At 61.5% G+C, this 18,097-nt stretch carries 17 protein-coding genes and 2 tRNA genes; 6 read left to right on the top strand and 13 right to left on the bottom strand.

Features of this window, described 5'->3' with window-relative positions; translation table 11 throughout:
• Window positions 1–35: 35 nt before the first annotated feature.
• The 9 genes from pheS to B3H47_RS14265 form a co-directional block, all read right to left on the bottom strand.
• Window positions 36–1,079 carry a phenylalanine--tRNA ligase subunit alpha gene (gene pheS / locus B3H47_RS14305; protein WP_286987687.1) on the bottom strand — a complete coding sequence of 348 codons (1,044 nt, stop codon included), beginning with the start codon at window positions 1,077–1,079 and terminating at the stop codon, window positions 36–38.
• Window positions 1,080–1,238: 159 nt separating this feature from the next.
• On the bottom strand, window positions 1,239–1,595 hold the full coding sequence (gene rplT, locus B3H47_RS14300; RefSeq protein WP_013105707.1) for a 50S ribosomal protein L20: 357 nt from the start codon (window positions 1,593–1,595) through the stop codon (window positions 1,239–1,241).
• 49 nt (window positions 1,596–1,644) lie between these two features.
• Window positions 1,645–1,842, bottom strand: coding sequence for a 50S ribosomal protein L35 (gene rpmI, locus B3H47_RS14295; protein ID WP_013123033.1), 198 nt, complete (start codon window positions 1,840–1,842; stop codon window positions 1,645–1,647).
• Between the two features lie 214 nt (window positions 1,843–2,056).
• Complete coding sequence (gene infC, locus B3H47_RS14290; RefSeq protein ID WP_156052675.1) at window positions 2,057–2,602, bottom strand: translation initiation factor IF-3; 546 nt, start codon at window positions 2,600–2,602, stop codon at window positions 2,057–2,059.
• Between the two features lie 51 nt (window positions 2,603–2,653).
• Window positions 2,654–4,573, bottom strand: a complete 1,920-nt coding sequence (gene thrS / locus B3H47_RS14285; protein WP_286987684.1) for a threonine--tRNA ligase — start codon at window positions 4,571–4,573, stop codon at window positions 2,654–2,656.
• A 145-nt stretch (window positions 4,574–4,718) separates the two neighbouring features.
• Window positions 4,719–4,795: transfer RNA gene (locus B3H47_RS14280), tRNA-Val, on the bottom strand.
• Window positions 4,796–4,842: 47 nt separating this feature from the next.
• Window positions 4,843–7,059 carry a RelA/SpoT family protein gene (locus B3H47_RS14275; protein WP_286987680.1) on the bottom strand — a complete coding sequence of 739 codons (2,217 nt, stop codon included), beginning with the start codon at window positions 7,057–7,059 and terminating at the stop codon, window positions 4,843–4,845.
• Entirely contained in the window at window positions 7,056–7,922 is an 867-nt protein-coding gene (locus tag B3H47_RS14270) for an alpha/beta fold hydrolase (RefSeq protein ID WP_286987678.1), read from the bottom strand. Before B3H47_RS14270 ends, B3H47_RS14275 begins: the two co-directional genes overlap by 4 nt.
• A 63-nt stretch (window positions 7,923–7,985) precedes the next feature.
• Window positions 7,986–8,327: a transglutaminase gene (locus B3H47_RS14265; RefSeq protein ID WP_231836507.1), complete on the bottom strand. Its 342-nt coding sequence runs from the start codon at window positions 8,325–8,327 to the stop codon at window positions 7,986–7,988.
• Window positions 8,328–8,502: 175 nt separating this feature from the next.
• Between B3H47_RS14265 and ompR the strand changes: the two genes are divergently transcribed.
• The 3 genes from ompR to B3H47_RS14250 all read left to right on the top strand — a co-directional run bounded on the left by ompR (window position 8,503) and on the right by B3H47_RS14250 (window position 11,604).
• On the top strand, window positions 8,503–9,231 hold the full coding sequence (ompR, locus tag B3H47_RS14260; protein WP_013105699.1) for a two-component system response regulator OmpR: 729 nt from the start codon (window positions 8,503–8,505) through the stop codon (window positions 9,229–9,231).
• Window positions 9,200–10,675 carry an ATP-binding protein gene (locus B3H47_RS14255; RefSeq protein WP_286729991.1) on the top strand — a complete coding sequence of 492 codons (1,476 nt, stop codon included), beginning with the start codon at window positions 9,200–9,202 and terminating at the stop codon, window positions 10,673–10,675. The genes ompR and B3H47_RS14255 overlap by 32 nt, the downstream gene beginning before the upstream one ends.
• A gap of 119 nt (window positions 10,676–10,794) precedes the next feature.
• Window positions 10,795–11,604 carry a DUF2189 domain-containing protein gene (locus B3H47_RS14250; RefSeq protein WP_276728603.1) on the top strand — a complete coding sequence of 270 codons (810 nt, stop codon included), beginning with the start codon at window positions 10,795–10,797 and terminating at the stop codon, window positions 11,602–11,604.
• A 3-nt stretch (window positions 11,605–11,607) separates the two neighbouring features.
• Here the strand turns inward: B3H47_RS14250 and B3H47_RS14245 are convergent, their stop codons facing one another.
• A complete protein-coding gene (locus B3H47_RS14245) occupies window positions 11,608–13,236 on the bottom strand; it encodes a peptide chain release factor 3 (RefSeq protein WP_286987677.1) in 1,629 nt (542 codons plus the stop codon).
• A gap of 179 nt (window positions 13,237–13,415) precedes the next feature.
• Here B3H47_RS14245 and dnaQ point away from each other — a divergent pair, with 179 nt between their 5' ends.
• The 3 genes from dnaQ (at window position 13,416) to B3H47_RS14230 (ending at window position 15,735) form a co-directional block, all read left to right on the top strand.
• A complete protein-coding gene (dnaQ, locus tag B3H47_RS14240; RefSeq protein WP_286987676.1) occupies window positions 13,416–14,135 on the top strand; it encodes a DNA polymerase III subunit epsilon in 720 nt (239 codons plus the stop codon).
• A 66-nt stretch (window positions 14,136–14,201) separates the two neighbouring features.
• Window positions 14,202–14,276, top strand: a tRNA-Val gene (locus tag B3H47_RS14235).
• Between the two features lie 520 nt (window positions 14,277–14,796).
• A complete protein-coding gene (locus tag B3H47_RS14230) occupies window positions 14,797–15,735 on the top strand; it encodes an ion transporter (protein ID WP_286987675.1) in 939 nt (312 codons plus the stop codon).
• On the opposite strand, the gene B3H47_RS14225 is transcribed toward B3H47_RS14230, so the two are convergent.
• The 3 genes from B3H47_RS14225 to wrbA are packed head-to-tail and all read right to left on the bottom strand — an operon-like array spanning window position 15,677 to window position 18,092.
• Window positions 15,677–17,107 carry an FAD-binding oxidoreductase gene (locus B3H47_RS14225; protein WP_286987674.1) on the bottom strand — a complete coding sequence of 477 codons (1,431 nt, stop codon included), beginning with the start codon at window positions 17,105–17,107 and terminating at the stop codon, window positions 15,677–15,679. The two genes, B3H47_RS14230 and B3H47_RS14225, sit on opposite strands and share 59 nt — an antisense overlap.
• Window positions 17,094–17,483: a DUF2069 domain-containing protein gene (locus B3H47_RS14220; protein WP_286987673.1), complete on the bottom strand. Its 390-nt coding sequence runs from the start codon at window positions 17,481–17,483 to the stop codon at window positions 17,094–17,096. The genes B3H47_RS14225 and B3H47_RS14220 overlap by 14 nt, the downstream gene beginning before the upstream one ends.
• Window positions 17,484–17,495: 12 nt before the next feature.
• On the bottom strand, window positions 17,496–18,092 hold the full coding sequence (wrbA, locus tag B3H47_RS14215; protein WP_286987672.1) for an NAD(P)H:quinone oxidoreductase: 597 nt from the start codon (window positions 18,090–18,092) through the stop codon (window positions 17,496–17,498).
• Window positions 18,093–18,097 lie beyond the last annotated feature (5 nt).

Genomic DNA, 18,097 nt, shown 5'->3' with positions numbered 1-18,097 from the left:
CAGGCCGCAAAATATAACGAGGGGTGGCGACTGGGTTAGGCGAACTGCTGGAGAAAGCGCAGATCGTTTTCGTAGAACAGCCGCAGATCCGAGATGCCATAACGCAGCATGGTGATGCGATCCAGGCCGCTGCCAAAGGCGAAGCCGATGAACTGCTCGGGGTCGAGCCCGAAATTGCGCACCACCGTGGGATGCACCTGCCCGGAACCTGCAAGCTCCAGCCAGCGGCCTTTGAGCGGCCCGCTCTCGAACATCATGTCGATCTCGGCGGATGGTTCCGTGAAGGGAAAGTACGAGGGGCGAAAGCGCACCAGAATATCGTCGCGCTCGAAGAAGGCCTTGAGAAAACTGGTGAAGGTGCCCTTGAGATCGGCCATTGAGACATTCTGGTCGATCCATAGTCCTTCAAACTGATGAAACATCGGGGAATGCGTCGCGTCGCTGTCCACACGATAAGTGCGTCCCGGCGCAATCACCTTGATCGGCGGCATTTCGGCGGCCCCTGCATACCGCTGCACGTGGGCTCGGGCATGGCGAACCTGCATCGGAGAGGTATGCGTTCGCAGCAGCAACGGTTGGCCGTGCACATCCTTGGCGTCGACGTAGAAGGTGTCTTGCATCGAGCGCGCGGGGTGATTCTGTGGCGAATTCAGCGCGGTGAAATTGGTCCAGTCATCTTCGATTTCCGGGCCGTCGGCCACGTCGAAACCCATGGAGCGGAAAATCTGCTCCATCCGCATCCAGCTACGCGTCAGCGGGTGCAAGCCGCCTTGATTTCCAGCGCGCCCCGGCAAGGTCACGTCAATCGCCTGCGCCTGCAGTTGAGCCTGGAGCGCCGCCTGCTCGATCGCCTCGCGCCGCTGTTGCAAAGCCTGCTCAATCGCCTGCTTGGCCAGATTGATCTCAGCGCCCCGGGCCCGCTTTTCCTCAGTCGGGAGAGCCGCCAGGGCTTTCATCTCGATGGTGATCAAGCCGGTCTTCCCCAGATAGCGCGCCTTGGCGTTTTCCAGCGTGGCGGAATCCGTCGCTTGCGAAAACTCGGCACTGGCTTGATCGATCAGGGTTTGCAAAGGATTCATAGACTAAGTACACCGAAAAAGTGTGAACAGGCATCCCAAGAGACGGCAACCAACCCTTGCGCCCAAGCGCAGCACCGCCAACAAAGAACAAAGGCCTGTGGAAACAGGCCTTTGCACAGCAAGACACGCAACAGAGCAACAAAGATCCAGGCCCTGCGATCAGGCCATTGCTGCCTTGACCTGAGCGACGATTTTGGCGAACGCTGCTGCGTCGTGCACCGCCATGTCGGCGAGCACCTTGCGGTCAATTTCGATCTGCGCTTTTTTCATGCCATTCATGAACACGCTGTAGGTCATGCCGGACTGGCGCACCGCGGCGTTGATCCGGGTGATCCACAGCGAGCGGAATTCACGCTTCTTGGCACGACGGTCACGGTAGGCATATTGCCCAGCCTTCATCACCGCTTCTTTGGCGATGCGATAGACGTTTTTGCGGCGGCCGCGGAAACCCTTGGCGAGGTCGAGAACTTTTTTGTGACGTGCACGTGCAGTCACACCACGTTTGACGCGAGGCATTTAAGACTCCTTATCCTGATTGATTGTTCGAACTGAGGCGACTGGCGCTTCAGGCGAAAGGCATCATGGCGGCGATCTGCTTCAGATCGCTGTCATGCACCGCCGTGGCTCCACGCAAGTGACGCTTGTTCTTGGTGGTTTTCTTGGTCAGGATATGGCGCTTGAACGCTTGGCCACGTTTGACAGTGCCGCCCGGACGCACGCGGAATCGCTTTGCGGCACTCTTTTTGGTCTTCATCTTGGGCATGATTGCTCCATTAAATATGACATATCCGCAGGCGGTCTGGCGATGAACCAGACACTTTCAAGCCTACGCACACGAGTTTTGCGGCATTCGCCCCTCTGAGCCAAACACACGCGACTGCAGCTTGCGCCACAGGTTTGTTCACCGCCAAAAAGCAGGAACGCACTTCTCGCCTTTGCTGCACCAGCACCATTTGAACCAGCGCAGCAAAGGCTGTTTATTTTTTTTTCTTCGGCGAGATGACCATGATCATCTGGCGCCCTTCCAGCTTGGGCATCTGCTCAACCTGGCCGACATCTTCGACGTCCGCCTTAACGCGCTCCAGCACCCGCATCCCGATGTCCTGGTGGGTAATTTCACGCCCACGGAAACGCAGACTGACCTTGCCTTTATCACCTTCCTCCAGGAAACGGCGGAGGTTACGCAGCTTGATCTGGTAGTCGCCGTCGTCTGTTGCCGGACGGAATTTGACTTCCTTGATCTGGATTTGCTTTTGCTTGGACCGGGCTTCGTGGTTCTTTTTTTGTTCTTCGTATTTGAACTTGCCGTAATCCATTAAACGACAGACCGGAGGTGATGCGGTCGGCGCAATTTCCACCAGGTCCACATCATGCTGCTCGGCGAGTCTGAGCGCCTCGGTGAGAGAAACCACCCCGAGCGCCTCGCCGTCAGGTCCGACTAGGCGGAGTTCGGGAAGCGTGATTTCGCGATTCAGACGATGCGCGCGTTTTTCCGGTGTATTACGGCTCTGGAACGTAGCGATGGCTCAAACCTTTCAATTCATTTAGACAAATATGCTGCCCCAGCTGAGTTCTTACTGCTGGGCTGATCCGCGCGACTGCACTTCCTGGGAGAGTTTTTGCGTCAGCGCCTCTAGGGACAGCACCCCGAGGTTGACATTGCCGCGTGCCCGTACCGCGATGGTTCCCGCGTCTCGCTCTTGGTCACCGACCACAAGCAAGTAAGGCACTTTGCTCAATGCATTCTCACGTATTTTATAGTTGATTTTTTCGTTGCGCAAATCCAACTCGACCCTAAAGCCTTGTTTTGTCAGCGCTTGTGCAACAGATCGTGCGTAACCGGCCTGCGCATCGGTGATGTTCATCACGACGGCCTGAACCGGCGCGAGCCACAGCGGCATCGCGCCGGCGTAGTGTTCGATCAGTACACCGATGAAACGCTCCATCGAGCCGACTATCGCCCGGTGCAGCATGACCGGCCGCACCCGCTGCGAATGCTCATCGACATACTCGGCATCCAGCCGCTCAGGCATCATGAAGTCGACCTGCATGGTGCCCACCTGCCAGGCGCGACCGATCGAGTCTTTCATGTGGTATTCGATTTTCGGGCCGTAGAACGCGCCCTCTCCCGGCAACTCCTGCCACGCCACACCGCAGGCCTGTAACGCAGCGCGCAAGGCGGCCTCGGCTTTGTCCCAAACGGCTTCTTCGCCGATGCGCTTTTCTGGGCGCAAGGCAATCTTCAGGGCAATATCGGTAAAGCCGAAGTCGGTGTAGACCTGCATGGCCTGCTGGTGAAAAGCTGTTACCTCGGCCTCGATCTGATCTTCGGTGCAAAAAATATGACCGTCATCCTGCGTGAAACCGCGCACGCGCAGCAGACCGTGCAGCGCACCGGAGGGCTCGTTGCGATGGCATGAGCCAAACTCGCCATAGCGAATGGGCAGATCGCGGTAGCTGCGCAGACCTGAATTGAAAATCTGGATATGACCGGGACAGTTCATCGGCTTGACCGCGAACTGGCGTTTTTCGGACTCGGTGAAGAACATGTTCTCCGAATAGTTGTCCCAGTGACCCGAGCGCTTCCACAAGCTCACATCGAGAATCTGCGGTCCCTTGACTTCTTGGTAGCCGCTATCGCGATAGACCTGCCGCATGTACTGTTCGACAGCCTGCCACAGCGCCCAACCTTTGGGATGCCAGAAGGCCAGTCCCGGCGCCTCTTCCTGGAAATGGAACAGGTCGAGTTCCTTGCCCAGCTTGCGGTGATCGCGCTTTTCCGCCTCGGCCAAGGCGTGCAGATAGGCGTCCTGATCTTCTTTCTTGGCCCAGGCGGTGCCGTAAATCCGCTGCAATTGCGCGTTGCGATGGTCGCCGCGCCAATAGGCGCCGGCCACCTTCATCAGCTTGAACACCTTCAGCCGCCCAGTCGATGGCACGTGCGGGCCGCGGCAAAGATCGGTGAAAGCCCCTTCGGAATACAGCGACACATCCTCACCCGCAGGAATGCTGGCGATGATTTCGGCTTTGTAATGCTCGCCGAGCGACTTGAAATAGTCGACCGCTTCATCACGCGGCAGCACTTTGCGGCGCACTGGCTCATCCTTGCGGGCAAGTTCGGCCATGCGCGCCTCGATCTTTTCGAGATCTTCAGGCGTGAAGGGTCGCTTGTAGGCGAAGTCGTAGTAAAAGCCATTTTCGATCACCGGGCCGATGGTCACTTGCGCGTCGGGGTACAGGTCTTTAACGGCGTAGGCCAGAAGGTGAGCCGTCGAATGCCGAATCACTTCCACCCCCTCGGCATCCTTGTCCGTGACGATGGCCACCTCGGCATCTTGCGAAAGGCGGTAGCTGGTATCGACCAGCTTGCCGTCAACTTTTCCGGCCAAGGCCGCCTTGAACAGCCCGGCGCCTATCGACTGCGCCAGTTCGGCGACCGTCAGCGGGGCTTCGAAAGCACGTTTGGAACCGTCTGGCAGGGTGATTTGAAACATGATGCGTCTCGCTCAAATAAAAAAGGTGCGGATGGACCGCACCTTGTCATCGCTATGCACGGGCGTGCGGACCTCTAAAACTCAGGGGGTCTGCAAGCTAGTTCGAAAAGGATGCATGGCGTTGTATGAGGAGATTGGAAGAATTTGGTAGGCGGTATTGGAATCGAACCAACGACCTCTTGCATGTCAAGCAAGCGCTCTAACCATCTGAGCTAACCGCCTACGAAGCCCGCAATCATAGCACGGCTCTTGTGCACCAAATAACAGAGTTATTTTCTCGAAGCTTTCAGCACACCGGGCACGTCGGCAATGAGCTTGAGGGCGCGCTTGAGTTTGGCGCTGTTGGCCAACTGCACGGTGAACCGCATCTGCGCTAGGTCGCCTACTGAGCGGGTGCTCACTGCGATGACGTTGATGCGCTCTTGCGTCAGCACGTCGGAAATATCGCGCAGCAAGCCTTGGCGGTCGTTCGCGCTGACCTCCAGGTCGATCGGGTAGAGCGCGCTGGCATCATCTTGGCCCGCCCAGGTCACGGCAATCACGCGCTCGGGATGCTGGCGCGCGATATTGCGAAAATTCTGACAATTGGCGCGGTGAACCGTCACGCCTTTCTCGCGAGTGACAAAGCCGCCGATGGCGTCGGGCGGAGCCGGTTTGCAGCAAGCCGCAAGCTGCGTGAGCAGCGAGCCCATGCCCACGACCAGCACCTGCCCGCCCTGCTTTTTAGGGGCGGCGCCACCGCTTGAAAAAACCAGTGACTCGTCCACAGCCGAAGTGGCGGGATCGGCGCGCAGGTAGGCCTCGATCTGCCGCTGCGAAAACTCATCTTTGCCGACGCGCTCGAATAGCTCATCGGCAGTGCGAAACCCCAATCCTTCAGCCAGACTCTGCAAATTGAAACTGGTCTTGCCCTCGCGCTGCAGCAGGCGCTCGACCTGCGCTCGGCCCTTGGCAATCGTCTGCTGCTGGGCGAGTTGATTGAACCAGGCGCGCACCTTGGCACGCGCCCGAGGGCTGCGCAAATAGCCCAGCTCGGCATTGAGCCAGTCTCGCGATGGACCGCCCTCTTTCGCTGCGACGATCTCCACCGTCTGCCCGCTACGCAGCGGCGTGGTCAGCGGGATGAGTGCGCCATCGACGCGCGCGCCTCGGCAGCGGTGCCCCAGATCGGTATGCAGCGCATAAGCGAAATCCACTGGCGTGGCGCCTCTGGCCAGCTCGACAATGCGGGCCTGTGGAGTCAGCACGAAGATGCGATCTTCCGCGTCGGGCTCCACGGCAGGGTCGGCGGAGGCGCCCGTCGATGCTGGCGCATTTGCTGCTGGCGAACTTGCACCGGCGAGTTCCTGCTGCAGTGCCAGCAACTGGCGCGCCAGGGCGATGCGCGATTGGTAGTCGCCCGCCTGCGTTTGTCCTAGATAACCCTTGGCGCCCGCCTCTTTGTAAGCCCAGTGCGCCGCGCTGCCCTGCTCGGCGTGCACATGCATGGCGGCGGTACGAATCTGGATTTCAAAAATCTGACCCGAGTCGGTTCGCACCACGGTGTGCAGCGACTGATAGCCGTTGGGCTTGGGCTTGGCGATGTAGTCGTCGAACTCGCCCGGCAGCGAAGCCCACATGGCGTGCACCACGCTCAAGGCGGCATAGCAGGCGCTGACGTCGCCGACGATGATGCGCAAGGCTCGCAAGTCCATCACCTGCTCGAACTGCAGATGCTTGCCTTGCATCTTGCGCCAGATGCTGTAGATGTGTTTGGGTCGGCCAACCACCTCGGCGGCGATGTGTTGCCGCTGCAATTCCTTCTGCAGCAGGGAGATGGCCGTGCTGATGCCCTGTTCGCGCTCGACGCGCCGCTCGTCCAGTTTGCGGGCGATGTCTTTGTAAACCTCGGGCTGCATTAAGCGGAAAGACAGGTCTTCCATCTCCCACTTGACCTGCCAGATGCCCAGACGATTCGCTAGCGGGGCATAGACCTCCATGCTTTCAGCCAGAAATGCCGCGGGCGCGGCTTGCTTGGTGCGGGTGAAATATCGCAGGGACTGAAGCCTTGACGCCAGGCGCAGCAGGGCGACGCGCAGATCGCGTGAAAATCCAAGCAGCAGGCGCCGCACCAATTCGGTGTGCCGACGCCGCAGTTCCGCCTCGTCCGGACCGCTCCTTGCCATGCGGGAAACTTCGACCAGCTTGCGTGTTTCCACCGACAAGGCCGCCAGCGCTTCGCCGAAGTGTTTGCTCAGCTGATCTTGCGGATGCGCCAGTTGGGGCACCACTAGATTGAGGTAGGCCGCGGCCTGGGCGTCGGCATCGGCACCGATTTCGCGCAGTATGGCGCTCACGCCGTCCGCATGCTCCACGGCGGGCTCGCCGGTTTCGAGCACCACGGTATCGATCAGCGCCAGGGCGTAGGCCCGCGCCTGGTCGATCCGTTGGTCTGCGGGCTCCGCCTGGGCGGCGCTACGCACCGCGACGGACTGATTCGGGCTCACGACAGCAAAAAGTCGCGCACGATGCCCACCTGGTCGGGCTGCACCAGCGTCGGCGCGTGCCCCACGCCAGCAAGCTCGACCAGACGCGCCCTGGGGCCGCGCTGCGTCATCGCCAGCGCCGTCTGCACATTGAGAATGTCGGAATCCGCCCCTCTCACAACCAAAGTCGGCGCTGCGATCTGATCGTAGGCCTGCCAAAGGGCGATTTCGCCAGCCGCTACGGCCTGCGCCGTCGCCGCGCTGAACGGCTGAGATAGCGCGGGGTCGTAGTGCAAGCGCCAGCCGTCACCGTCCGGGCGCAACATGGGGCGGGTCAGCGCCATCCATTGCTCTGGGGTATGGGGGCCAAAGCCCAGCGAAATTTCGCGCAGCGAATCAGCCGCCTGCTCGGGGGTGTCGAAGCGCATTTGCCGTCCGACATAGCTGGCGATGCGCATCAACCCTCGCGGATCGAGCGATGGGCCGACATCGTTGAGCACCAGCCGATCTATCGGGCTGTGCTCCATGCCGGCCAGAGCAATACCGATGAGCCCGCCCAGCGAGGTGCCCACCCAAGACACCCGACGCGCCTTCAAACGGGCCAGCAAGGTGACAAGATCGGCAAGGTATTGCGGCACCTGATACAGCGCAGGATTGGTCAACCAGTCCGACTCGCCCCGGCCGGGCAGGTCGGGGCACACCACGCGGCGGCCCGGTTGCAGCGCCTGAGCCAGCACGTCGAAATCGCGGCCCTGCCGGGTCAGACCATGAACACAGACGACGACATCATCTTGGTCCGCAGCGCCCCATTCCCAATAGGCCAGGCGATGCAAACCTCCGGGATGCAGGCATTGCACAGAGCAGAGACGAGGCTGATTTTCCACGGCGATCAACTGAGTTTCAGAAGGATCGGCTCATCATACCGATCACCGACCGACTCGGAGAGATCAGTGATGCGATTTGTGCGTGGCGGAGGGCGCCCGCGCATTCATGCCCTGCGTCGCGCCCTGAATCTGCTGCCGCAGAATTTCCCGGTCATGCAAGGTCAACACATGCGGCTTGACGGGCGTGGACGCTGCCGGGCTGAGAAACTGCGACGTAGCCAGTCGGCCGTCCGCCACCTTGCCACCCGCCCCTTCGGCCAGGTTGGCCTCCACAGGCCCGGCAATCTGGCGCAGCCGCTGCGGCATCAACGCCGCAGACGCCCCCGCCTGGGCCACCGTGCCGACAAGGCAGGCGCCGATCAGGGAAATCAGGCGTAATCGACGCCAGGACGGACGCAAGATCACAGGCAAGGGCGTATCCAAAGTTTGCAAATGAAATTATCGAATCGAATCGACCCGAATCACCTTGCTCTCGCAGTAAACTGTGTAACAAGCCTTAAGCTGACACATCGCTGCAAGGAAGGTCGGCAGCCTAGTTTGCCTTGTTTTTGCCTTGTTTTCATTCAGGAATGACGCCTCTATGGACCACGAAAAACCGAAGAAGCTGATGGTCGTCGATGACGACGCGCGCATCCGCGACCTGCTGCGTCGCTATCTTTCCCAAGAAGGTTATGAAGTGTTCGTAGCCGAAGATTCCAAGGCGATGTCGCGCATCATGGTGAAGGAGCGCTTCGACCTGATCGTGCTCGATCTGATGCTTCCCGGTGAAGACGGCCTGTCCATTTGCAAGCGTCTGCGCGCCTCCAAAGACCAGACCCCGATCATCATGCTGACGGCCAAGGGCGAAGATGTGGATCGCATCATCGGCCTGGAAGTCGGCGCTGACGATTACCTGCCCAAGCCCTTCAACCCCCGCGAACTCCTCGCCCGCATCAGCGCAGTGCTGCGTCGCCAGCCTTCGCCGGAACTGCCCGGCGCGCCCTCGCGCGAAGACGAAACCGTGGTGTTCGGCCCCTTCAGCCTCGATCTGGCCCGGCGCGAACTCAGCAAGAACGGCGAAGTCATCAGCCTGACTACCGGCGAATTCGCCATGCTCAAGGCGCTGGTGCGTCACCCCCGCCAACCGCTGTCGCGCGACCGCCTGGCCGAGTTGGCCCGCGGACGCGACTACGAAGCCTTCGACCGCAGCCTTGACGTCGCCATTTCTCGTCTGCGCAAAATCATCGAAACCGACGCAGCGCATCCGCGCTACATCCAGACCGTATGGGGCGTGGGCTATGTCTTCGTCCCCGACAACGCCGAAGGCTGATCCTGACGAAGGCCCTACCCCGCCCGACCAGACGCCGGGGCGTGGCGCGGGCTCGGTCGGCGGCTCTGCGGCTTTCTCTCTCAGTCCATTTTCCCGTATGACGCGCTGGATCAGCGCGCTGTTCGGCCGCCTGTACTGGCGCACTTTTCTGCTCATCGTCCTGCTGGTCAGCGCCAGCCTGGCGACTTGGTTCCAGAGCTTTCGGCTGCTCGAACTCGGCCCCCAGGTCGAGCAGACCTCGCGACAAATCACCAGCCTGATCGATCTCACGCGGCTGGCGCTGATTCACTCCGACCCGCAATACCGGGTTTCGCTGCTCGAAGATCTGGCGAAAAAGGAAGGCATCTACATCTACCCGCGCAGTCCGGGCGATCAGTGGACGCCGATGAATCATTCCGAATTCACCCGGCGGCTTGAAGTCGCGGTGGACACGCGGTTGAACGAACATCTCGATTTCGCCGACGTCGTGAACGATCGCCCTGGCTTGTGGATCGGCTTCGTGCTCGAAGGCGACCCCTACTGGTTGCTGCTCGACCGCTCCCGGATCGATCCCTCGCTGAGTGAAACCTGGGCAAGCTGGGGGGTCATCGCCACCCTTTTGGCGCTCATTGGTGCGGCGGTCATCGCCAGCTTTGTCAACAAGCCGCTGCGCGATCTGCGCCTGGCCACAGCCCGCGTAGGCGCCGGCAATTACTCGCAGATGCTCGACGAGCTGTCGGGCATGCGCGAAATTCGCGAAGTCAACCGGGGTTTCAACCGCATGGCGCGCAGCCTTCAGGAAGTCGAAGAGGAGCGCGCGCTGATGCTCGCCGGCATTTCGCACGACATCCGCACACCGCTGGCCCGGTTACGGCTGGAAGCCGAGATGAGCGTGCCTGACGAGCAGGCACGCGAATACATCATCGAAGACATCGAGCAGGCCGACCGCATCATCAGCAAATTTCTTGAATATGCGCGCAGCACCACGCCGAAGATCGAAACGGTGGATCTCAATGCCTTGATCGACTTTGTGCGCGATCGTTATCAGAAAGACGAGACCGTGGTGCTGCACCTGCAGACACCGCCGGTTCCGCCGGTACGCGCCAACACCCTGGAGCTGCAACGCGTTGTGGTCAATCTGGTGGAAAACGCCAAGCGCTACGCCTTGACACCGGGTGAAGTGCACACCGATCTCGACATCAGCCTGCAGCCGGGCATCGACCATGTGCAACTCACTGTGCGCGACCACGGCCCGGGCGTCCCGGCCGATCACCTCGCCCAGCTCACCCGTCCGTTCTTTCGCGGCGACGCGGCCAGAACCTCGGCCAAAGGCACGGGCCTGGGTCTCTCCATCGTGGAAAAAACCATCACCGCCATGGGCGGGCGGCTTGAACTCAGCAATGCTCAGCCTGGCGGTTTGCAGGTTCAGATCTGGTTGCCGCAAGCCAGCGCCCATACCAGCTGAGACATCACGATAGACACCACGGGGTATCCCGGGTTGTGCGACGGTTTGTCACACCTTAGCCTCTGAGTTGGATGGGCTGCCCTAAGTCGGCTGCCCCCAACATGGAGGAGAACAGGGATATGACGCCAGAAGAAGCGCAGCATCACCCGCTAGCCGCGGAAACCCGCACCCGTGTGAGCGTGTGCAGTCTGCAATGGAATACACCTTTTCGCTGGCTGGCCGCCGGTTGGCGCGACTTTGCCCGCTGCCCGGTTGTCGGTCTGAGCTACGGGCTCATTTTCACCGCGCTGGGCTGGCTGCTGGCCTGGACGCTGGCGAGTTCGCCCGAATACACCCTGATGCTGGCGGCTGGCCTGCTGCTGGTCGGCCCCGCCCTGGCCATGGGCTTGATGGAAGCCAGCCGCCGCTGCGAGATCAATCTGAAGGCGCGGCTGAACTTCTGCATCCGCTGCTGGTGGCCTCACCGGGGCAGCGTGGCCATTTTCGCCGGGCTGCTGCTGGTCATCGAGTTGCTGTGGGGGCGCACCGCGCTGGTGGTGTTCGCCCTGTTTTTCGATGCGGGCATGCCCGAAACTGGCGGCGTGTTGCGGCTCTTGCTTGACCCCGCCAACGTCACATTCGTCCTGGTTTATCTGGGGGTCGCTCTGCTGTTTGGCGGGCTGGTGTTCGCCATCAGCGTGGTGTCTATCCCCATGATGCTCGATCGGCCCGTGGACGCCATCACCGCGGCGCTGACGAGCCTGCGCGTCTGCCTGGAGCATCCGGTGGCGATGTTCTGCTGGGCGGCGTTGATCGGCAGCATCAGCCTGCTGGCCATGCTGCCCTTTGGCCTGGGCTGGATTATTGTGCTGCCCGTCATTGGCCATGCCAGCTGGCACGCCTACCGGGGCGTCGTCTGCCCCAGTCTGCAACAACCCGCAGCGACCTGACCGTCAAGTCTGCAGCGAGGTCTTAAACACCTGGCCGGCATGCTCACGCAGGGTATGGAACTGGATTTTGGGCGCCAGTTCCTGCATCACCCGCAATTCGCTGGCGTGCGTGAGCAAGACCGCCGGCGCATCGACCACGTCGTAGGCGATGCGGTGGGCATTGGTTTCGATGAACCGCTTGAGCGCCTGCGGATCGTCGCAAGTGAACCAGCGCGCCATGCGGTATTTGCTGCTTTCCATGCGCGCATCCACGCCATACTCCGACTTGAGCCGGTGCTGCACCACTTCGAACTGCAGTGTTCCCACGGCCCCCAGCAGTAGGCTGCCGCCGGTGGACGGGCGAAAGACCTGAATCGCGCCCTCCTCGCCCAGTTGCTGCAGCCCGGTGCGCAGTTGTTTGCTGCGCATCGGGTCGGCAATTTCAACCGCACGAAACATCTCGGGCGCGAAGAACGGCAGCCCGGTGAACTGCAGTTCTTCCCCCTCGCTCAGGCTATCACCCAGATGCAGCGTGCCGTGATTGGGAATGCCGACGATATCGCCGGCAAACGCTTCGTCCAGCAACTCGCGCCGCTGCGACATGAAGGTCACGACGCTGCCCGGCCGAATGTCCTTGCCCGTGCGCCCCACCCGAATTTTCATGCCGCGTTCGAAATGACCCGAGACAATGCGAACGAACGCAATGCGGTCACGGTGAGCCGGGTCCATATTGGCTTGGATCTTGAACACCACGCCGGTAAACGCGCTTTCGTCCGGCTGCACCACCCGCGTGGTCGCCGCGCGCGGCAATGGTGACGGCGCGAGTTCCACCAGCGCATCGAGCACCTCCTGCACGCCGAAGTTGTTGATCGCCGAGCCGAAAAACAGCGGCGACTGACGCCCTGCGAGAAACTCCTCCGCATCAAAAGCCGGCGCTGCTTCGCGCAGCAAGCCGATCTCGCCCTGCGCCTGTTCGTAGGGCTGGCCAAAGCGGCGCGCCGACTCGGGATTGTCGAGCCCGGTCAACATCTGGTCGTCATCGCGCACCCGCTCCTCGCCGGGCCGGAACACCCGCATGCGGTCCAGGCGCAGGTCATAAACGCCGTGAAATTCGCGCCCCATCCCCACGGGCCAGGTAAACGGCACCACGGCCATGCCCAGATTGCGCTCGATCTCGTCCATCAAGTCGAGCGGCTGGCGCACCTCGCGGTCCATCTTGTTCACAAAGGTGAGAATCGGCGTGTTGCGCGCCCGGCAGACTTCGAGCAGACGCAGCGTCTGCTCTTCGACGCCGTTGGCCGCATCGATCACCATCAACGCCGCGTCCACTGCGGTCAGCACGCGGTAGGTATCTTCAGAAAAGTCTTGGTGACCCGGCGTATCCAGCAGATTGATCACGCAATCGCGCCACTCCATCTGCATGACCGACGAGGCCACCGAAATGCCCCGCTGCTTCTCGATCTCCATCCAGTCGGAAGTGGCGTGGCGACTGGCCTTGCGCGCCTTCACGCTGCCCGCAATCTGAATCGCGCCGGAGAACAACAGCAGCTTTTCGGTCAGTGTGGTCTTGCCCGCGTCGGGGTGAGAGATGATGGCGAAAGTGCGTCGCCTGCGGATCTGCTCGCGGTTCAGTTCGGATTCGTTCGTGCTCATGGTCTGGCCGGGTCGCATCTCGCGACGGCTTGCATCTGGGGTAGGCTTTTGGCTGCGTAGCGGGAAAAGAATTTGAATTTCATAGACCTGAGGCCTTGCAGCCCGCCGCTACGCGCAAAGTGGCCGCCAAATAAAAAGCGGCGCAGCAAACCCACTATTTTGCCTGAGACCCACCCCGCATGACACGCCAAATCGTCCTCGACACCGAGACCACCGGCCTCAATCCCGCCAGCGGCGACCGCATCATCGAAGTTGCCGGAGTCGAACTGTTCAACCGCAGATTGACGGGCAAGCACTACCACGCCTACCTCAACCCGGACCGCGCCAGCCACCCCGACGCCCTCAAAGTCCACGGACTCACCGAAGAATTTCTCTCCGACAAGCCGCGCTTCGAGCAGATCGCCGACGACCTGCTCGAGTTTGTGCGCGATGCCGAAATCATCATTCACAACGCCCCCTTCGATTGCGCCTTCCTCGACGCCGAACTCGAGCGACTCAACCGTCCCGCCTTCAAGCAACACGTCCCGCTGGTCACCGATACGCTGGCGATGGCCAAGCTGCAGTTCCCCGGAAAGTTCAACAACCTCGACGCGCTGTGCAAGCGTTTCGGCATCGACAACGCACACCGCACCCTGCACGGCGCGCTGCTAGACGCCGAATTGCTCGCCGAGGTCTATCTCAGTCTCACACGAGGCCAAGAAAGCCTGGTGATCGATCTGGAGACGCCTCAACAACAGATGAGCGTGGCTTCGCACCGACTCGATCATTTTTCCCTGCCCGTTCGCGCCCCCAGCAGCGACGAGCAAGCCGCGCATGAAGCGTTTCTGCAATTGCTCGACAAAAAAAGCCAAGGCAAGAGCATCTGGCGTCCGGGCGCGGCGGCGAGCCAAAACAGTTGAACCGAAAAAAGTGTGCAATAATTGCGGACTTTGCTGATCGTCCTTCCTGGAACGGAAGGGTGATTCGGGCGGTTAACTCAGCGGTAGAGTGCCACCTTCACACGGTGGAAGCCACTGGTTCGATCCCAGTACCGCCCACCAGTTTTTTATTCGGCACAGTTCAAAGAGAGCCGTAAAGCATACAGAAATCAATGCTTTACGGCTTTTTTTATTCCGTAGCTGTTCGGTGTCGTTCTTTGACATCCGCGAGGCGATAGGGGTACAAAGCGGGGGTACATCAGAAAGGCATGGGGTACATGCCTAGATGGGGGGAACCCATGCCGCTGACTGATACCGTCGCCCGCAACACAAAGGCCACCGACCGCGCCCAAAAGCTCAAGGTCTTCATTGCGGCGGGCACCGGGCTCGCATCGTTCCAGCCGATGTTTCGGTAGCCTGAAAGGCAAGCCGAACTCGATAGCGCCGTGCTGTAATTTGGATGAAGGGCCGTCGCGCAGGACATCACTGCCCGCTTGCATCCAATACCCGGGATGGTCGTGCGGTGCCTCAGTCGCGAAGAGCCCCGACCGGAGGCTCCATTGATCGGTGGCCGCAAGCCCCGAGTTGCGCCCCCATAGAATCGCGACGCGCCTTACTTACGGCCTTACTTACGCCTACGCCGATGCAAAACCGACAGTCCAGCACCCAGCTTGCGCCACGCTCCAAGGAGGGGTGGCGGGCGTACTGGTACCGGGTGATGTATTACCACGACGAGCGCGACGAAAAGCTATTCGATCTCGTGCTGATCGGCTTCATTCTGCTCAGCGTGCTGATCACCGTGCTCGATTCGGTGCAGGCCGTGCATGTTCGTGCGCATGGGGTGTTTTATGTTTTAGAGTGGATTTTCACCATCGCTTTCACGCTGGAGTATGTGCTTCGGCTTTCCGTGGTGCAAAACCCGTGGCGGTATGCGCGCAGCTTTTTCGGCATCATCGATCTACTGTCTTTCCTGCCGGCGTATCTGGAGTTGTTGTTTCTCGGGTCGGGCCATCTGACGGTCATCCGGACTCTCCGGGTGCTGCGTATTTTCCGAATTCTCAAGCTGATGGAATACACCAGCGCGTCGAATCAGATGCTCGATGCGCTGTCTCGCAGCAAGAACAAGATTTTTGTGTTCGTGCTCAGCGTGCTGGCGCTGACCACTATCTTCGGCTCCATCATGTATCTGGTCGAGGGGCCGCAAAACGGCTTCACCAGCATTCCGCGTGGCATCTACTGGGCCATCGTCACCATGGCGACGGTGGGTTTTGGCGACATCACGCCGAAGACGGCGCTGGGGCAGATCATCACCTCGGGCATCATCATCGTGGGCTACGGCATCATCGCCGTGCCGACGGGCATCTATTCGGCGGAGTTGATCAACTCGTATCGGAACCAGCGCCGCGTCGAAGAACACCGCCAGGCGCAAGAGGAAGACGCCACGGCGTGCTCGCGTTGCGGGCTGGTCGGGCACACTGCAGATGCCCGCTATTGCCGCCGCTGCGGCGAAGCGCTGCCGGTCATCAACCGGACCACATCTTCCCCGGATTCATCAGATTCTGCGGATCGAGCGCCTGTTTGAGAGCGCGCATCTGGGCCAGCGCAACCGGGTTGCCGTAACGCGCCAGATCGTCCCGCTTGAGCTGGCCGACTCCGTGTTCTGCCGAGAACGTTCCGCCGCAAGCCACCGCGGCATCGTGCACGATGCGGTTGCAAACGGTTTGATGCTCGGCCAGAAAACGTGCCGCATCCGCGCCCACCGGGGCCTGCACGTTGTAATGCAAATTGCCGTCGCCCAGATGGCCGAAAACCACCAGGCGTGCACCGGGCAGCGCCTGCGTGACCAACTCGGCGGTGGACTCGACAAAGGCGACCATGCGCGAGAGCGGCACGCCGATATCGTGCTTGATGTTCAGTCCCTCCTGTGCCTGCGCCAGCGGAATCGATTCACGCAAATGCCAGAGCGCCTGGCTTTGCGACAGGCTCTGCGCCACGGCTGCATTGACGATCAAGCCATCGTTCAGCGCCATCTCCAGCAAAGACTCCAGACGCGCCCTGCCCTGCGGCTCGCCCTCGGTTTCGCTCGACTCGAGCAGCACGCACCAGGCGCTGGGCAACTCAAAAGGCAAAGCGAGTTGCGGAAAATGTTGCTGCACCAGTTGCAGACTGTGCGCGCTCATCAGCTCGAAGCCGGTCAGGCTGCACCCCAGCCGGACTTGCGCCAGACCGAGCAGGTCAATGGCGGCGGCCACATCCTGCACCGCGACCAGCGCGGTGATCTGCGCCGCCGGTTGCGCAAAGAGCTTGAGCGCCGCCGCGGTGATGATGCCCAGCGTACCCTCGGCGCCGACGTATAGATCGCGCAGGCTGTAGCCGGTATTGTTCTTACGCAGCAGGTTGAGTGCGTCGAGCACCTCGCCCTGCGCGGTGACGACTTCCAGTCCGAGACACAACTCGCGGGCATTGCCGTAGCGCAAGACCGCCGTGCCGCCAGCGTTGGTCGAAAGATTGCCGCCTATGGTGCAACTGCCCTCAGCGGCCAGAGACAGTGGAAACAGCAGACCGTGCTCGGCCGCGGCTTGCTGCACGGTGGCCAGCACACACCCGGCTTCCGCGACGAGCACGCCGCCCGCGGGGTCGATGGAGCGAATGCGATTGAGTCGCCGGGTACTCAGCACGATCTGCTCGCCGCTGGCGTCTGGCGTGGCCCCGCCGACCAGGCCGGTATTGCCGCCCTGCGGCACCACCCCCACGCCATGCAGCGCGCAAAGCTGCACCACCCCGGCCACTTGCGCGGCGTCGCCCGGCAGCACCACGGCTAGCGCGCGTCCCTGATAGCGTTTGCGCCAATCGGTCAGATAGGGTGCACAGTCTTCCGCCAGGTGCAGCACATGCGACGTGCCCAGCAAGGCGCGCAAGGCGTCCAGAAAGCGATGCTGTTCAGCGGGCAGCATGGCGCGGCGCTCCGGTGCGCAAAAAACCGGCCACGCTGAGGAACAACAGCAGCGAGAGCAGCAGTTCAATCCACCCCAGCCCGCGCGACGCCGCGCTGGGGTCGGTCAGCGCGCGGGTGATGCCCTCGGCCGCGTAAAACCACAACAGGAGACTCAGCCAGCGAAACGTCTGCGCCGTGCCCCTCAGCACGCCGGGCACGGCGGGCAAAAGGGGCAGCACCTTGAGCACCAGCAGCGATCCTCCGGGATGCAGCGGCGCCGCCCAAAGCTCCCAGACCACGCACAGCAGAATGAGCGCCAGCAGGCTGGCCACCGCACCCCGGTGCCAGACATGCTGCCAGGAGGTGGTCGATAACGGTTGAGAGGAATCCGACATCATGCGCTCGGTTCAGTCTGCCGCGAGCTTGAGCGCCACTCGCGCCAAACGCTGCCCCAGCGCGAAGGCCAGGCGCTTTTCTTCTTCGCTTACCGGCAGGCTGGCATCGGGCGCGGAGTGATGGCTGGCGCCGTAGGGCGTGCCGCCGCCGCGGGTGGTCATCAGCCCCGTCTCGGTGTAGGGCAGGCCGACGATCAGCATGCCGTGGTGCAGCAGCGGCAGCATCATCGACAGCAGGGTGCTTTCCTGCCCGCCATGCAGCGTGCCGGTGGAGGTGAACACCGCCGCCGGCTTGCCCGCCAGAGCGCCCGAAAGCCATAGCGCCGAGGTCTGGTCGAGAAAGTATTTGAGCGGCGCGGCCATATTGCCAAACCGCGTGGGCGAGCCCAGCGCCAGAGCGGCGCATTCCTGCAGATCGCTCAGTTCCACATAAGGCGGCCCGTCGTCGGGAATGGACGGTGCAGTCTGTTCCGCTACGGTACTCACCCGCGGCACGGTACGCACCCGCGGCAGCGCCCCCGGCACCTGCGCCACGCCTTGCGCCATACTTTCGGCCAGCGTGCGGGTGCCGCCGTGTACGCTGTAATACAGAATCAGGATGTCTTTCATGCCGC

This window comes from Thiomonas sp. UBA7699 (assembly GCF_002482605.1).
GTDB classification, from domain to species: Bacteria; Pseudomonadota; Gammaproteobacteria; order Burkholderiales; family Burkholderiaceae_C; genus Thiomonas; species Thiomonas arsenitoxydans.
The sequence above is the reverse complement of the archived record's forward strand: the minus strand, read 5'-3'. Positions and strand labels throughout refer to the sequence as shown.

Excerpts from the sequence above, each read along its gene's own strand:
- dnaQ (WP_286987676.1), top strand. The coding sequence starts at position 13,416 with ATGACACGCCAAATCGTCCTCGACACCGAGACCACCGGCCTCAATCCC.
- B3H47_RS14220 (WP_286987673.1), bottom strand. The coding sequence starts at position 17,483 with ATGTCGGATTCCTCTCAACCGTTATCGACCACCTCCTGGCAGCATGTC.
- wrbA (WP_286987672.1), bottom strand. The coding sequence starts at position 18,092 with ATGAAAGACATCCTGATTCTGTATTACAGCGTACACGGCGGCACCCGC.
- rpmI (WP_013123033.1), bottom strand. The coding sequence starts at position 1,842 with ATGCCCAAGATGAAGACCAAAAAGAGTGCCGCAAAGCGATTCCGCGTG.
- rplT (WP_013105707.1), bottom strand. The coding sequence starts at position 1,595 with ATGCCTCGCGTCAAACGTGGTGTGACTGCACGTGCACGTCACAAAAAA.
- B3H47_RS14245 (WP_286987677.1), bottom strand. The coding sequence starts at position 13,236 with ATGAGCACGAACGAATCCGAACTGAACCGCGAGCAGATCCGCAGGCGA.
- B3H47_RS14225 (WP_286987674.1), bottom strand. The coding sequence starts at position 17,107 with ATGCTGCCCGCTGAACAGCATCGCTTTCTGGACGCCTTGCGCGCCTTG.
- pheS (WP_286987687.1), bottom strand. The coding sequence starts at position 1,079 with ATGAATCCTTTGCAAACCCTGATCGATCAAGCCAGTGCCGAGTTTTCG.
- B3H47_RS14250 (WP_276728603.1), top strand. The coding sequence starts at position 10,795 with ATGACGCCAGAAGAAGCGCAGCATCACCCGCTAGCCGCGGAAACCCGC.
- B3H47_RS14255 (WP_286729991.1), top strand. The coding sequence starts at position 9,200 with ATGTCTTCGTCCCCGACAACGCCGAAGGCTGATCCTGACGAAGGCCCT.
- ompR (WP_013105699.1), top strand. The coding sequence starts at position 8,503 with ATGGACCACGAAAAACCGAAGAAGCTGATGGTCGTCGATGACGACGCG.
- B3H47_RS14230 (WP_286987675.1), top strand. The coding sequence starts at position 14,797 with ATGCAAAACCGACAGTCCAGCACCCAGCTTGCGCCACGCTCCAAGGAG.
- thrS (WP_286987684.1), bottom strand. The coding sequence starts at position 4,573 with ATGTTTCAAATCACCCTGCCAGACGGTTCCAAACGTGCTTTCGAAGCC.